Source organism: Massilia rubra (assembly GCF_011682065.1).
Taxonomy (GTDB): Bacteria; Pseudomonadota; Gammaproteobacteria; order Burkholderiales; family Burkholderiaceae_D; genus Telluria_A; species Telluria_A rubra.
The window spans coordinates 203,642-217,396 of sequence record NZ_VUYU01000007.1 but is presented as its reverse complement, the minus strand read 5'-3'; the positions used below and the strand labels follow the sequence as shown (position 1 = coordinate 217,396).

Annotated in this window: 14 protein-coding genes; 7 read left to right on the top strand and 7 right to left on the bottom strand. The window is 65.9% G+C overall.

Features of this window, described 5'->3' with window-relative positions; all coding sequences use genetic code 11:
- Positions 1–10: 10 nt before the first annotated feature.
- The gene (locus F0185_RS13195) at positions 11–1,081 is read left to right on the top strand and encodes a GSCFA domain-containing protein (RefSeq protein WP_167225065.1); all 1,071 of its coding nucleotides are present in this window, start codon (positions 11–13) and stop codon (positions 1,079–1,081) included.
- A gap of 38 nt (positions 1,082–1,119) precedes the next feature.
- Here the strand turns inward: F0185_RS13195 and cueR are convergent, their stop codons facing one another.
- On the bottom strand, positions 1,120–1,509 hold the full coding sequence (gene cueR / locus F0185_RS13190) for a Cu(I)-responsive transcriptional regulator (RefSeq protein WP_167225298.1): 390 nt from the start codon (positions 1,507–1,509) through the stop codon (positions 1,120–1,122).
- Positions 1,510–1,514: 5 nt separating this feature from the next.
- Positions 1,515–3,722 (bottom strand): heavy metal translocating P-type ATPase, encoded by a 2,208-nt coding sequence (locus tag F0185_RS13185; protein WP_167225063.1) that lies wholly within the window; start codon positions 3,720–3,722, stop codon positions 1,515–1,517.
- 138 nt (positions 3,723–3,860) lie between these two features.
- On the opposite strand from F0185_RS13185, the gene F0185_RS13180 reads away from it, so the two are divergent.
- Genes F0185_RS13180 through F0185_RS13155 form a run of 6 tightly spaced genes read left to right on the top strand, consistent with a single transcriptional unit; the run spans position 3,861 to position 8,134 of the window.
- Positions 3,861–4,058 (top strand): heavy-metal-associated domain-containing protein, encoded by a 198-nt coding sequence (locus tag F0185_RS13180; RefSeq protein ID WP_167225062.1) that lies wholly within the window; start codon positions 3,861–3,863, stop codon positions 4,056–4,058.
- 44 nt (positions 4,059–4,102) lie between these two features.
- Positions 4,103–4,456 carry a hypothetical protein gene (locus tag F0185_RS13175; RefSeq protein ID WP_167225060.1) on the top strand — a complete coding sequence of 118 codons (354 nt, stop codon included), beginning with the start codon at positions 4,103–4,105 and terminating at the stop codon, positions 4,454–4,456.
- A gap of 56 nt (positions 4,457–4,512) precedes the next feature.
- Positions 4,513–4,857 carry a hypothetical protein gene (locus tag F0185_RS13170; RefSeq protein ID WP_167225058.1) on the top strand — a complete coding sequence of 115 codons (345 nt, stop codon included), beginning with the start codon at positions 4,513–4,515 and terminating at the stop codon, positions 4,855–4,857.
- Between the two features lie 2 nt (positions 4,858–4,859).
- Positions 4,860–6,269, top strand: coding sequence for a TolC family protein (locus F0185_RS13165; RefSeq protein WP_167225056.1), 1,410 nt, complete (start codon positions 4,860–4,862; stop codon positions 6,267–6,269).
- A gap of 13 nt (positions 6,270–6,282) precedes the next feature.
- The gene (locus F0185_RS13160; RefSeq protein WP_167225054.1) at positions 6,283–7,677 is read left to right on the top strand and encodes a multicopper oxidase family protein; all 1,395 of its coding nucleotides are present in this window, start codon (positions 6,283–6,285) and stop codon (positions 7,675–7,677) included.
- Positions 7,678–7,705: 28 nt separating this feature from the next.
- Positions 7,706–8,134: a nuclear transport factor 2 family protein gene (locus F0185_RS13155; RefSeq protein WP_167225052.1), complete on the top strand. Its 429-nt coding sequence runs from the start codon at positions 7,706–7,708 to the stop codon at positions 8,132–8,134.
- Here F0185_RS13155 and F0185_RS13150 read toward each other — a convergent pair.
- The 5 genes from F0185_RS13150 to kdgD form a co-directional block, all read right to left on the bottom strand.
- Complete coding sequence (locus F0185_RS13150) at positions 8,107–8,643, bottom strand: GNAT family N-acetyltransferase (protein WP_167225050.1); 537 nt, start codon at positions 8,641–8,643, stop codon at positions 8,107–8,109. The genes F0185_RS13155 and F0185_RS13150 overlap by 28 nt on opposite strands.
- Positions 8,644–8,684: 41 nt before the next feature.
- A complete protein-coding gene (locus F0185_RS13145) occupies positions 8,685–9,560 on the bottom strand; it encodes an SMP-30/gluconolactonase/LRE family protein (RefSeq protein ID WP_167225296.1) in 876 nt (291 codons plus the stop codon).
- A 180-nt stretch (positions 9,561–9,740) separates the two neighbouring features.
- Positions 9,741–11,108 carry an MFS transporter gene (locus F0185_RS13140; protein WP_167225048.1) on the bottom strand — a complete coding sequence of 456 codons (1,368 nt, stop codon included), beginning with the start codon at positions 11,106–11,108 and terminating at the stop codon, positions 9,741–9,743.
- Between the two features lie 83 nt (positions 11,109–11,191).
- Positions 11,192–12,772: an aldehyde dehydrogenase (NADP(+)) gene (locus F0185_RS13135; protein WP_167225046.1), complete on the bottom strand. Its 1,581-nt coding sequence runs from the start codon at positions 12,770–12,772 to the stop codon at positions 11,192–11,194.
- A gap of 20 nt (positions 12,773–12,792) precedes the next feature.
- Positions 12,793–13,704, bottom strand: a complete 912-nt coding sequence (gene kdgD / locus F0185_RS13130) for a 5-dehydro-4-deoxyglucarate dehydratase (RefSeq protein ID WP_167225045.1) — start codon at positions 13,702–13,704, stop codon at positions 12,793–12,795.
- Positions 13,705–13,755 lie beyond the last annotated feature (51 nt).

Below are 13,755 nucleotides of genomic sequence, written 5' to 3'. Positions count from 1 at the left end.
AGGCACGACCATGCCCCAGCACCCCTATCAGGATATCCCGGCAACGTCGCACTGGCGCAAGGCATTCGACGGCATGGCGCCCAACCAGATAGAGCTGGTCGGTGATTTCAAATTCAAATTATCCAGGCACGACAAGGTCGCGACCGCCGGCAGCTGTTTTGCCCAGCATATCGCGCGCCATCTTGGCCGCGACGGGTTCAATTTTTTTGTAACGGAACCCGGACATGCGATCGGGTCGCCGGACATCAAGAAAGCGCATCATTACGGCATTTTCTCCGCGCGTTACGGCAACGTCTACACCGCGCGCCAGTTACTGCAATTATTCGACAGGGCGTACGGCAGCTTCTCGCCGACCGAAGACTGCTGGCTCAACGCGAGCGGCAGGCCGATCGACCCGTACCGGCCATCGATCGAGCCGGGCGGTTTTTCCAGCAAAGAAGAGCTGCTGAGGGACAGGGTCCAGCATCTGCGCGCGGTACGGACGATGTTCGAGCACCTCGACGTGTTCATCTTCACGCTCGGCCTGACCGAACACTGGCGCTCGGCCATCGATGGCAGCGTCTTCCCGGTGTGTCCCGGCGTTGCCGGTGGCGAGTTCTCGCCTGACAAACATGTCTTCCATAACTCATCCGTCAATGAGGTCATCGCGGAGTTGCGGGAGTTTCAAGACAAGCTGGGCCAGGTCAACCCGGGCGCGAAAATCATTTTTACCGTGTCCCCGGTGCCCTTGATGGCGACAATGGAACCACGCCATGTCCTGGTGTCGACCGTGGCGTCCAAGTCGATATTGCGCGTCGCCGCCGACCAGCTCGAACGTGAATTCAGCCATATTGCTTACTTCCCCTCGTACGAAATCGTCACCTCGCCTTTCTCGAAGGGGAGCTATTTCGGACCCGATCTGCGCTCGGTGACCGAGGCCGGCGTCGAACATGTGATGCGGACCTTCCTTGCGCACGCCACCGAAGGTGGCACGGGCGGTCACGCGCCGCCGGCGGCGCCCGGCAGCGGGCGCGAACAGGCCACCTTCGACGCACAAGCGCATGCCATCGTGAACGTCATGTGCGACGAAGATCTTCTATGAATACCAAGCCGGCGCCCGGACGGCGCCTGTCAAACGCCTCAGCCGAGCGACAAGTCGTCGAGGATAGGGCAGTCCGGCCGCTCGTCGCCATGGCAGGCGCCGGCCAGCTTTTCCAGGGTGCGCTTCATGGCTTCCATCTCGCCGATTTTGCGGTCGAGCTCGGCGATATGCTGCCTGGCCATCGCGCGCACATCCTTGCTGGCCCGCTGCTTGTCTTGCCACAGGGCCAACAAGGTCTTGATCTGCTCCAGCGAAAAGCCCAGCGCGCGGCTGCGGTGGATGAACTGCAGCACTTGCACATCGCGCGGGCCATACACGCGATAGCCGGCATCGGTGCGCTGCGCCTCGCCGATCAGCCCGATCGATTCGTAGTGCCGGATCATCTTGGCCGACACGCCCGAGGCCTTGGCCGTGTCGCCGATATTCATCGTCGTCATGCCGTTCCTCCCGCTACCCAGCGCTTGAGCAGCAGCGCATTGCTGACCACCGATACGCTGGAAAATGCCATCGCCGCCCCCGCAATCATCGGGTTGAGCAAGCCGAACGCGGCCAGTGGCACCCCGATCACGTTGAACACGAACGCCCAGAACAGGTTCTGGCGAATCTTGCCGTAGGTGCGGCGCGAGATGTCGATGGCGTCGACCAGCAGGCGCGGGTCGCCCCGCATCAAGGTCACGCCGGCCGTGTGCATCGCCACGTCGGTGCCGCTGCCCATGGCCACGCCGATATCGGCCGCCGCCAGGGCCGGCGCATCGTTGATGCCGTCGCCCACCATCGCCACCCGCTCGCCGCTGGCGCGTAATGCCGCGATGATCGCCGCCTTGCCCTCGGGAAGCATCTGCGCGTGCACCTCGTCGATGCCGAGCTGGTCCGCGATGTGGCGCGCGCTGCCGGGGTTGTCGCCGCTCAGCATCACGGTGCGGATGCCGGCCGCGTGCAGCCGCTCAATCGCTTGCCGGCTCTCCGGCTTGAGTGCGTCTCCAAAAGCGAGCATGCCGAGCAGGCGCCCGCCCTCGGCCAGCCACGAGACCGTCTCGCCGGCCTGCTCGCGCGCCTGCCCTTGCGCGGCCAGCGCGGCGAGGTCGACGCCATGCTGGCGCATCAGTGCGGCGTTACCCAGCAGCAGCTCGCGGCCACCCACCGTGGCGCTCACGCCCAGCCCGGCCAATGCACGGGTGCCGCCAGCCGGGGCCGGCGTGATGCCCGCCGCCCCCGCCGCGTCCCCCACCGCGCGCGCCAGCGGATGCTCGCTGCCCTGCTGCACGGCGGCCGCCAGCGCCAGCAAGGCGTGTGCGCCGCCCGGTGCCTCCATGGACACGGCAACATGCGCGGTCAGGCGCGGCTTGCCGGCGGTTAAGGTGCCAGTCTTGTCGAACGCCACCACGGTGACGCCGTGCAAGAGTTCGAGCGCTTCGGCGTCCTTGATCAGGATGCCGTATCTGGCGGCCACGCCGGTGCCGGCCATGATCGCCGTGGGCGTCGCCAGCCCCAGCGCGCACGGGCAGGCGATGACCAGCACCGCCACCGCGTTGAGCAGCGCCGCGCTCCAGTCGCCGTTGGCCAGCCACCAGCCGACGAAAGTTACGACGGCGATGAGCACGATCGCCGGCACGAACACGGCGCTGACCTTGTCCACCAGGCGCTGGATCGGCGCCTTGCCCGCCTGCGCATCCTCGACCGCGCGGATGATGTGCGCCAGCACGGTTTCGGCGCCGATGGCGCTGGCCCGGGCCAGCAGCAAGCCTTCGCCATTGACCGCCCCGCCGATCACGCGCGCGCCCACGGTTTTGCTCACCGGCAGGCTTTCGCCGGTCAGCATCGATTCGTCGACGTGGCTGGCGCCGTCGATGACCTCGCCATCCATCGGGATACGCTCGCCGGGGCGGATCACGACCTCGTCGCCGACCTTCAGTTTAGTGATTGGAATGTCGGTCTCCACGCCGTTGCGGCGCACGCGCGCCGTTTCCGGGCGCAGCGACTGCAGCGCGCGGATCGCTTCGGTGGTCTGGCGCTTGGCGCGCGTTTCCAGCCATTTTCCCAGGCGCACCAGGGTGATCACCACGGCGGATGCTTCGAAATACAGGTGCGCGCCGTGATGCTGCTGGCCGAACCACTGGTACAGGCTCAGGCCGTAGGCGGCCGAGGTGCCGAGCGCGACCAGCAAGTCCATGTTGCCGCTTCTGGCCAGCAGCGCTTTCCAGGCGGAACGGTAAAAGCGCGCGCCGATCCAGAACTGCACCGGCGTGGCCAGCAGCCATTGGACCCAGGCGGGCAGCATCGCGTCGATGCCCACAAGCGCCAGCAACATGGGCGCCAGCAAGGGAATGGTGAGGGCGGCGGCGATGGCGATCTCGGCCGGTTCGGACAAGCCACGCGGCGGCGCCACGGGCGTGGCCACCTCGGCAGGCGCGCTGGCCGAGTAGCCGGCGCGCTCGACCGCCGCGATCAGTTGGGCCGGATCGAGCGGTGCGCCGGTAATCAATACTTTCTCGGTGGCCAAGTTGACGGTGGCGCCCTGCACGCCGGGGACCGCGCGCAAGGCTTTTTCGACCCGTCCGGCGCACGAGGCGCACGTCATGCCGCCTACCTCGAGCGTGGTTTCGGCGGCGTCCTGCGTGTTTTGCATTGCAGTGGTAGTCATTTCAAGCTCCTGTTACATTCGCATGCCACCATCATTAAGCTTCCCATTATAGTAAGGTCAAGCGAAAAAACCGCTTGACCTTACTACCGTGGGAACGTCGACAATGGCTCTATTCCATTCACCAACAGGAGTTTCGCCATGATCAAACTGAGCATTCCCGAGATGAGCTGCGGCCATTGCGCCGGCGTCATCAACAAGACCGTCAAGGAGCTCGACCAGGATGCCATCGTCACGTTCGACATGCCTGCGCGCACCATTGAGCTGGACACGACGGCGGCGCAGGATGAGGTGCTCGCCAGCCTGGCCGAGGCCGGCTATCCCGCTAGCGCCGCTTGATCCGCACGGCGCGGCTCCGATTTTCCATGTGCTAGACTTTGTCCATGAAGTGCTTCCGAACATTGCTGGTGTGGCTGATGCTGCTTGCGATTCCCTTGCAGGGTTTCGCGGCGGCATCGTCAGCGCTGTGCGCAGCGGCGAATGCGCCGCTCGCCAGCCATGCCGTCGCCAGCATGGACGAAGGCCACTGCGACAAGGCGGATAGCGCCGCGCCGGACAGCCCCGCCAAGTGCAGCAACTGCGCCTTCTGCTGCGTGGGCATGGCCATCGCCCCGGCATTTCCCGCGCCGGGTGCCGCGCCGCCACTCGCCTCCGAATTGATTGCCTACGCCGCCATGCACGTGACGGCGCATATCCCCGGCGGCCTGGAACGTCCTCCTCACTCCCCGATCGCCTGAATGCCCTTGGTCCGTCCACGGACCAGCGTCTTTTAACCAACACGATTGAGGTTGTCATGAATTCCCCTCGCCTGATATGGGCGCTGCTGCTCGCCGCCGCCACGCCGCCGGCGCTGGCGCAAGCGCCGGCCGCGTCACCCGCCTACGACTCGGCCTTTGCCGGGTACCGCGCCTACCGGGAGCCGCAAGCGGCATCCTGGAAGGACACCAACGAACAACTGCTCAAGCGGTCCGGCCAGATGGGCCAGATGGGCCACATGAACCACGACATGGGCGCCGCCAAAAAACCGGATGCGCCCAAGCTTGACGATCCTCATGCCGGCCACGATATGAGCGGCATGAAAAAGAGCGCGCAGCCGGCCAAGGCCGATCCGCACCAGAACCACCAACACAAGGAATGACGATGCGACGACTATCGACTCCGCTGCGCCGCATCGCGCTCGCCACCCTCTGCGCCTTCGCCGCCGGCTGCGCATCCTTCTCGCCCGACGGCGGCTACGCCGAGGTGCGCCAGCTCGCGCAACAGCGCGGCGGCAACGCCATTCCCGCCAGCGCGCCCGGCGCCAGCTCCGCCAATGTCGCGCAGCAGGTCGCCGCCTTGCTGTCCAAACCCTTGTCGGCCGACGACGCGGTCACCATCGCCCTGCTCAATAACCGTGGCCTGCAAGCGGACTACGCGGAACTGGGCATCGCCGAAGCGGACCTGGTGCAGGCCGGCCGCATCGCCAATCCGGTGCTCAGTTTCGGCCGCATGAAGCGCCACGAAGGCGTCGAGATCGAGCGCAAGCTGATGCTGCCCGTGATCGGCCTGTTGACCATGCCGGTCGCCACCCGCCTGGAACGGCGCCGTTACGAACAGGCGCAAATGCGCGCCGCCGGCGACGTGCTGCGCACCGCCGACGCCACCCGGCGCGCCTGGTACGGTGCGGTCGCCGCCCAGCAAAGCGCCGTGTACATGGAACAGGTAAAAAACGCCGCCGAAGCGAGCGCCGAACTGGCGCGCCGCATGGCGGTGGCCGGCAACTGGAGCAAACTGCAGCATGCGCGCGAACAGGCGTTTTATGCCGATTCGGTGGCGGGCCTGGCGCGCGCGCGCCAGGCCCGCACCCTGGAACGCGAACAGCTCACGCGCCTGCTGGGCGTATCAAGCTCCAGCGCCTTCACCCTGCCCGAGCGCCTGCCCGACCTGCCGGCGGCCGCGCGCGACGTGCTTGACGCCGAAGCCCAGGCCATGAGCAACCGGCTCGACCTGCTGATGGCGCAAAAGGAGTTGGCCGGGCTGGCGTCGTCGCTGGGCCTCACGCGCGCCACCCGCTTCGTCAACCTGCTCGACCTGAGCTACCTGCGCAACACCGGCGAGACCGGCGAGCGCGCCACCGGCTACGAAATCGAACTGCAGATTCCCCTGTTCGACTGGGGCGGCGCCCGGGTGGCCAAGGCCGAGGCGATGTACATGCAGGCCGTGCACCGCGCCGCCGGACTTGCCGTCGACGCCCGCTCGCAGGTACGCGAAAGCTACAGCGCCTACCGCACCGCCTACGACCTGGCGCGCCACTACCGCGACGAAGTGGTGCCGCTCAAAAAACGCATCGCCGACGAACAGCTGCTGCGCTACAACGGCATGCTGATCAGCGTCTTCGAACTGCTGGCCGACGCGCGCGAGCAGGTCGTTGCCGTCAACGCCGCCATCGAAGCGCAGCGCGACTACTGGATCGCCGACGCCGCGCTGCAGGCCGCCCTGACCGGCGCCGGCGACGCCGCCACCCCACGCGCCGGCAGCGCAGCGCCTGGCGCCGCACCGGCCCAACATTGAAAGGACATGCAACATGGTCTCACGTAGAAATTTCTTCACTGGCGCGGGCGCACTGGCGGTCAGCACGGCGCTGGTCTCGCGCGCCGGCGCCGCCTCGCTGCCGGAAGCGGTCATCATGGACAAGGCGGCCACCCAGCCGCCCCTGACGCCGCCCAACGGCCGCCCGTACAATCCGGTGGTCACCCTCAACGGCTGGACCTTGCCTTGGCGGATGAAGGACGGCGTCAAGGAATTCCACCTCGTGGCCGAGCCGGTGGTGCGCGAAATCGCACCCGGCATGAAGGCCAACCTGTGGGGTTACAACGGCCAGTCGCCGGGCCCGACCATCGAAGTGGTGGAAGGCGACCGGGTACGCATTTTCGTCACCAACAAACTGCCCGAGCACACCAGCGTACACTGGCACGGCCAGCGCCTGCCGAACGGGATGGACGGCGTAACCGGCCTGACCCAGCCCGGCATCGATCCGGGCAAGACCTTCGTCTACGAATTCGTGGCCAAGCGTCCCGGCACCTTCATGTACCACCCGCACGCCGACGAAATGACGCAGATGGCGATGGGGATGATGGGCTTCTGGATCACCCACCCCAAGGACCACAACTTCATGCGGGTCGACCGCGACTTCTGCTTTTTGCTCAATGCGTACGACATCGACCCGGGCAGCTATACGCCCAAGGTCAACACGATGCTCGACTTTAACCTGTGGACCTTCAACAGCCGCGCCTTTCCCGGCATCGACCCGATGGTCATTGCGCAGAATGACAAGGTGCGCATCCGGGTCGGCAACCTGACCATGACCAATCACCCGATCCACATGCACGGCCATGAATTCACGGTCACCGGCACCGATGGCGGCTGGACGCCGCCGGCGGCGCGCTGGCCGGAAGTGACGACCGATATCGCGGTCGGCCAGATGCGCGCCATCGAGTTCGTCGCCAGCGAACCGGGGGACTGGGCCTTCCACTGCCACAAATCACACCACACCATGAACGCCATGGGCCACGACGTGCCGACCCTGATCGGGGTCGACCAGCGCGAGGTGCTCGGCAAGATCAACAAGCTGGTGCCGGGCTACATGATCATGGGCGACAAGGGCATGGCCGACATGGGCGAGATGGAGATGCCGCTGCCGGACAACACGCTGCCGATGATGACCGGCAGCGGTCCGTTCGGCGGCATCGGCATGGGCGGCATGTTCACCACGATGAAGGTGCGCAAGGGCCTCGCGCGCGGCGACTACAAGGACCCGGGCTGGTACCAGCATCCCGCCGGCACGCTGGCCTACGAATGGAAGGAAGGCGGGATCGCCAGGCCGGAAGCGGTGCGCGCGCCGGACGCCGGCAAGATGGCGGCAAAACCGGGCGAAAAGGTGCTGCAAGTGACCAAACCGGGCAAAAATCATGCACACTGACGCTTTTTTCAACCATTGAAAGAAGCTGATGCGCCAATTCGTTCTGCTTGCCGTCCTCGGACTGGCATCGCTGCATGCCCGCGCGGCGACGCCCGGCGAAACGCTGGCGGCCTTCCACGCCGCCCTGCACGCGGGCGACGAGGCGCGCGCGATGAAGCTGCTCAGCCCCGAAGCCGTCATTTACGAGGCCGGCCACGTGGAGCGTTCACGCAGCGAATATGCGGACCATCACCTGGCGGACGATATTGCGTTCGCCAGGGCCACCACGCGCAGGGTATTGCGGCACAAGGAGCGGATCGACGGCGACATCGCCATCATCCTCGACGAGACCGAGAGCAAAGGCACTTTCAAGGGCAAGACCATCAATGCGGTGGGCACCGAGACCGCCATCCTGGAAAAGAAGGGCGACGGCTGGGTAGTGCTGCATTTTCACTGGTCCTCGCGCAAGGCCAAGTAGTTCAGCGCGCGCCACATATGAACCTTCGACAGATAGCGCTCACCGAGCGCGATGGCGTACGGCTCCACGCCGAAGACGGCGAAGCCGAGCCGCTGGTACAGGCTGCGGGCAGCCGCGTTCTCTTCGGTGACGGTCAGCTGGATGATTTTTGCGTGCGGACGCGATGCGGCAACGTTCAGGGTGGCGTTGAGCAGTTGCGCGCCCAGGCCCGCACGGCGGCAGCGCGGCGTGATGTACATACCGAACAAGGTGACTTTGTGGCGCCCTTTTTCGCGCGCTTCGAACGACAGGCCGGCGGTGCCGGCGAGCGCGCCGCCATCATCGAACGCGCCGAGCACGATCTCGTTCGATGCCGGATCGGGATTGAGGCGCGCTTCCCACCACGACGCAGGGCGCGTCGCGCGTTCCGCGGCGCTGGAGGTGTAGGCGTCGGGATGCAGCGCGAGCGCTTCGAGCGTGATCGCGCGGTACGCGGCGGCGTGCGTTGGATTGAGGCGTTCGAATTTCATGCCCCTATCTTAGCGAAAAACCGGGCCCGCAGGCCCGGAATTCATGCGCGAAACGCGGTTTCGGGCATGCCCTGCACACCCGGGTACACCAGCAGCACCGTGCCGGACCCGCTGTCCTCGGGTTTGCGGCCGGCCGCGATCGAGGTGACCAGCAAGGTATCCATCCCGGCGCCGCCAAAGCTGCACATCGAGGGTTTGAGCAGCGGCAGGTCGATGGTGCGATCGAGCGTGCCCTCGGGCGTGAAGCGCAGCAGGCAGCCGCCGTCGTTCCCGCAAATCCAGTAGCAGCCGTCGACATCGACCGCCGCGCCGTCGGGACGGCCACGGTGCGCCGTCATGTCGACGAACACGCGCCGGTTGCTGGGCGTGCCGCTGTCGGTGTCATAGTCGAAGGCCCAGATCTGCTGGCGCGAGACGTGCGAGTCGGACAAATACATGGTGCGCCCGCTTGGTGAAAAACCGAGGCCGTTCTGCACCACCAGGTTCGACACCAGCGGCGCCGAGATGCCCTGCTCGCGCGTGTAGCGGTACAAGCGGCCGTCGGCGTGCAGCTCGGGGCTGTCGAGGCGCATGGTGCCGCTCCAGAAGCGCCCCTGGCGGTCGCAACGCCCGTCGTTAAAGCGCATGCCCGGTGTGAGTTCGGGCGGCGCGGCCAGCAGCGCGGCGTGTACGTGTTCGTCCTCGCCCAGCGTGAGCTGGAACACGCCGCTCTCCATCCCGGCGATCAGGGCGCCGCTGTCGGTGAGCGCAATGCAAGCCGGCATTTCGGCGCTGAGCCAGGAGCGCTGCGCGCCGCTGGCCGGATCGAAGCGCCAGATGCGCCGACCGAGAATATCGACCCAGTACCAGGCGCCCTCGCGCGCGTTCCACAGCGGGCTTTCGCCCACCGCGCAGGTGATGTCCGGGACTGTTTCGATCATCGCTTGCTTGCTCATATTGCCCTTACAGATTGTGATGCCGTCCACTAAAGCCCTTATTGCCATTGCGGTCAAGACCGTCTTTCCCGCGCAGGCGGGAATCCAATGCACCCTTGCGACGCGTAGATGCCTTGGATTCCCGCCTGCGCGGGAAAGACGGATCATAAAACAGTGGCCTTCTTACAGATCGGTGATTTCGCGGTAGCGTGGCACCAATGTTTTCATCATCGTCCATGCCGCCAGGTAGGCCAGCGCGCAGATCGAAAACATGATCATGTAGCCGGTGCTGATCTGGCCCATGCCGCCATAGTAATCGAACAGCCAGCCACCGAGCTTGGTCAACAAAACGCCGCCCATGCCGCCGAACATGCCGCCGATGCCGACCACCGAACCGACGCTATGTTTCGGGAACATGTCTGACACGGTGGTGAAGATGTTGGCCGACCAGGCCTGGTGCGCGGAGGCGCCGATCCCGATCAGGATCACCGGTACCCAGAAGCTGATGTAGCCGAACGGCTGCGCCAGCAGCACCACCAGCGGAATGAAGGCGATGCACAGCATGGCCTTCATGCGGCCGTCGTAGGGATTGTCGCCGCGGTTGATGAAGTAGGTCGGGAACCAGCCGCCGCCGATACTGCCGACCATGGTCATGCTGTACAAAACGGCCAGCGGCACGATGATGTCGGTGCCTTTGAGGCCATAGGTCGCGGCCAGGTACTTGGGCAGCCAGAAAAGGAAGAACCACCAGACGCCATCGGTCATGAATTTGCCGAGCGCGAAGGCCCAGGTCTGGCGATAGCCGAGCAGCTTGAACCACGAGGTTTTCGGCTTGGCCACACCCGGAACCGGCTCCGGCGCCACCGCGCAGTCGCTGTTGATGTAATCGAGTTCCGCCTTGCCCATGCGCTTTTGCGCGGCCGGGGTTTCGTAGAACACCATCCACAGGACCATCCAGAAAAAGCCGATGGCGCCGATGATGATGAAGGCCATCTGCCAGCCCCACGCGGCGGCGATCACCGGCACCGTCAGCGGCGCCAGGATCGCGCCGACGTTGGCGCCGGAGTTGAAGATGCCGGTGGCGAACGAGCGTTCTTTCTTGGGGAAGTATTCGGCGGTGGCCTTGATGGCGGCGGGGAAGTTACCCGCTTCGCCCAGCGCCAGCACCGCGCGCGACATCATGAAGCCGGCGATCGACACCGGCACGACGGTCATGCCAAGGCTGGTCAGGATGCCGTTGACGCCCTCGCCGACGCCGATGGCAAAGGCGTGCATGATCGCGCCGAGCGACCAGATGGTAATGGCCAGCACGAAGGCGCGCTTGGTGCCGAGTTTGTCGATCACGCGGCCGGCAAACAGCATCGAGAACGCGTACACAAACTGGAAGGCCGCCGTGATGTTGGCGTAATCGGTATTGGACCAGCCGAATTCCTTGGACAGGTCGGTGGCTAACAGGCTCAGGACCTGGCGGTCGAGGTAATTGATGGTGGTGGCGAAAAACAGGAGGGCGCAGATGGTCCACCGGTATTTGCCTATGACTTGCTGGTTCATCGGTCGCTTCTTTATGGTTGTTTTTAGAAACAGCACCGCCGGAAGGTGTCTCCACACCCATGCTCCGGCGGCGCAACCAGCTTTTACTGCGGGACTTGCATGCCTCCGTCGACAAGGCGGGTCAGGCCCAGTGGATTATTGTCGGCCAGTGCCTCCGGAAGCAAGTCCGCCGGCACGTTCTGGTAGCACACCGGGCGCAGGAAGCGGTCGATGGCGGATGCGCCGACCGAGGTGCTGCGGCTGTCCGAGGTGGCCGGGAACGGGCCGCCGTGAACCATCGCATGGGCCACTTCGACGCCGGTTGGATAGCCGTTGAACAGGATGCGGCCCGCTTTGCGTTCCAGGACCGGCAGCAGCGCCGCGGCATGCAGGCGGTCGGCCGCCAGCGCGTGCACGGTGGCGGTCAGCTGGCCTTCGAGGTGTTCGGCGACCTGCTGCATTTGGTCGGCGTCGCGGCAGCGCACCAGCAGGGCGCACGGCCCGAAGATTTCGGACTCCAGCGCGGGAGTGGCCAGGTAGGTGGCCGCTTCGCACAGGTACAGCGAGGCGCGCGCCGCGCAGCCGGCGCCGTCCGCCTTGCCCTGGGCGACCAGGGCCACGCCGTCGATGCCGGAGAGCTGTTCCACGCCGCCCACGTAGGCCTTGTGGATGCCGGGGGTGAGCATGGTGCCGGCGCCCTTGGCTTGCAGCGCGGTCGCCGCCGCGTCGACGAACTGGTCGAAGTGGTCGCCTTTGAGGCCCATGACCAGGCCCGGGTTGGTGCAGAACTGGCCCACGCCCAGGGTCAGCGAATCGACGAAGCCTTGCGCCACGGCGGCGCGGTCGCTTGACAAGGCCGCCGGCAGCAGGAACACCGGATTGATGCTGCTCATTTCCGCGTACACGGGAATCGGTTCGGCGCGCAAGGCCGCGGTGCGCATCAGCGCCAGGCCGCCCTGGCGCGAGCCGGTAAAGCCAACCGCCTTGATGGCCGGATGGTCGACCAGGCGCTGGCCGATCTGGCGGCCTTCGCCGAACAGCATCGAGAACACGCCTTCGGGCAGTTGGCAAGCGGCCACCGCTTGTTGAATGACCTTGCCAACCAGTTCCGAGGTGCCGAGGTGGGCGCCATGCGCCTTGACCACGACCGGGCAGCCGGCGGCCAGCGCGGAGGCGGTGTCGCCGCCGCCGACCGAGAAGGCCAGCGGGAAGTTACTGGCGCCGAACACGGCGACCGGTCCCAGGGGGATCTTGCGCAGGCGCAGATCGGGACGCGGCGGCACCCGCTCCGGCAGGGCCGAATCGATGGTGGCGTCGATGAAGTAGCCGTCGCGCGCGACCTTGGCGAACAGGCGCAGTTGGTTGACGGTGCGGCCACGCTCCCCTTCCAGGCGCGCGGTCGGCAGGCCGGTTTCCAGCGCGGCGCGTTCGATCAAGGTGGGGCCGAGATTGAGGATGCCTTCGGCGATGGTCTCCAAAAAGACCGCGCGCTGTTCGGGCGTGGTGTTGCGGTAGGCGTCGAAGGCGCTTTGCGCCAGGGCGCAGGCGGCATCGACGTCGGCGTCGGTGGCCAGGCCGAAGTCCGGCCCCATCGTGTCGTTGCGGGACGGGTCGATCGCGCGCACCACGCCGGCCGTGCCGCGCAGGGTGCGTTGGCCGATGACCATTTCTCCATTGATTTGCATATGCTGTTCCTCGGTCGGGATTATTGGGCGCCCTGGGCGCTGATCAGTTTGAGCAGCATCGCGTCTTCTTCAGCCGTCATGTCGGTCAATGGCGCGCGTACCGGGCCGGCCGAGTGGCCTACCAGGCGCGCGCCGGCCTTGACGATGCTCACTGCGTAGCCGGCCTTGCGGTTGCGGATCTCGAGGTAAGGCAGGAAGAACTGGTCGAGCAGGCGGTTGGTGGTCGCATGGTCGTCGGCGGCGACGGCGTGGTAGAAGCCCATCGCCATTTTCGGCATGAAGTTGAACACGGCCGACGAGTACACCGGGGTGCCCAGCGCCTTGTAGGCGGCGGCATAGACTTCGGCGGTCGGCAGGCCGCCCAGGTAGCTGAAGCGCTCGCCCATGCGGCGCCAGATCTGCACCATCAGTTCGATGTCGCCGATGCCGTCCTTGAAGCCGATCAGGTTAGGGCAGCGCGCGGCCAGTTTTTCGAGCGAGTCGGCGGTGAGGCGGCACTGGCCGCGGTTGTAGACGACGACGCCGAACTTGACCGATGCGCAAACTGCTTCGACGTGGGCGATCAGGCCGTCCTGGCTCGCTTCGGTCAGGTAGTGCGGCAGCAGCAGGATGCCGTGCGCGCCAAGGCGCTCGGCTTCCTGGGCCAGGGCGATCGCGGTGCGGGTCGGGCCGCCGGCGCCGGCCAGGATCGGCACCTTGCCACGGCAGGTGTCGACCGCGGTGCGGATCACGTCCGAGTATTCGCTTGGGGTCAGGGAGAAGAACTCACCGGTGCCGCCGGCCGCGAACAAGGCGCTGGCGCCGTACGGAGCGAGCCAGTCGAGACGGTCGGCGTAGGTGCGCGCGTTGAAATTGCCCTGCTCGTCAAAGTCGGTCAGCGGGAACGACAGCAGGCCGGACGAGAGGATTTGTTTGAGTTCTTGCGGATTCATGGGGTCTCCAGATGGTAGGCGGGTTGTTTGGCGCTAGTGATACGTCATCGT

Coding starts and splice junctions, on each gene's coding strand:
- F0185_RS13155 (WP_167225052.1), top strand. CDS start 7,706: ATGCGCCAATTCGTTCTGCTTGCCGTCCTCGGACTGGCATCGCTGCAT.
- F0185_RS13195 (WP_167225065.1), top strand. CDS start 11: ATGCCCCAGCACCCCTATCAGGATATCCCGGCAACGTCGCACTGGCGC.
- F0185_RS13175 (WP_167225060.1), top strand. CDS start 4,103: ATGAAGTGCTTCCGAACATTGCTGGTGTGGCTGATGCTGCTTGCGATT.
- F0185_RS13135 (WP_167225046.1), bottom strand. CDS start 12,772: ATGCAAATCAATGGAGAAATGGTCATCGGCCAACGCACCCTGCGCGGC.
- F0185_RS13150 (WP_167225050.1), bottom strand. CDS start 8,643: ATGAAATTCGAACGCCTCAATCCAACGCACGCCGCCGCGTACCGCGCG.
- F0185_RS13165 (WP_167225056.1), top strand. CDS start 4,860: ATGCGACGACTATCGACTCCGCTGCGCCGCATCGCGCTCGCCACCCTC.
- F0185_RS13180 (WP_167225062.1), top strand. CDS start 3,861: ATGATCAAACTGAGCATTCCCGAGATGAGCTGCGGCCATTGCGCCGGC.
- F0185_RS13185 (WP_167225063.1), bottom strand. CDS start 3,722: ATGACTACCACTGCAATGCAAAACACGCAGGACGCCGCCGAAACCACG.
- F0185_RS13160 (WP_167225054.1), top strand. CDS start 6,283: ATGGTCTCACGTAGAAATTTCTTCACTGGCGCGGGCGCACTGGCGGTC.
- F0185_RS13140 (WP_167225048.1), bottom strand. CDS start 11,108: ATGAACCAGCAAGTCATAGGCAAATACCGGTGGACCATCTGCGCCCTC.
- kdgD (WP_167225045.1), bottom strand. CDS start 13,704: ATGAATCCGCAAGAACTCAAACAAATCCTCTCGTCCGGCCTGCTGTCG.
- F0185_RS13170 (WP_167225058.1), top strand. CDS start 4,513: ATGAATTCCCCTCGCCTGATATGGGCGCTGCTGCTCGCCGCCGCCACG.
- cueR (WP_167225298.1), bottom strand. CDS start 1,509: ATGAATATCGGCGACACGGCCAAGGCCTCGGGCGTGTCGGCCAAGATG.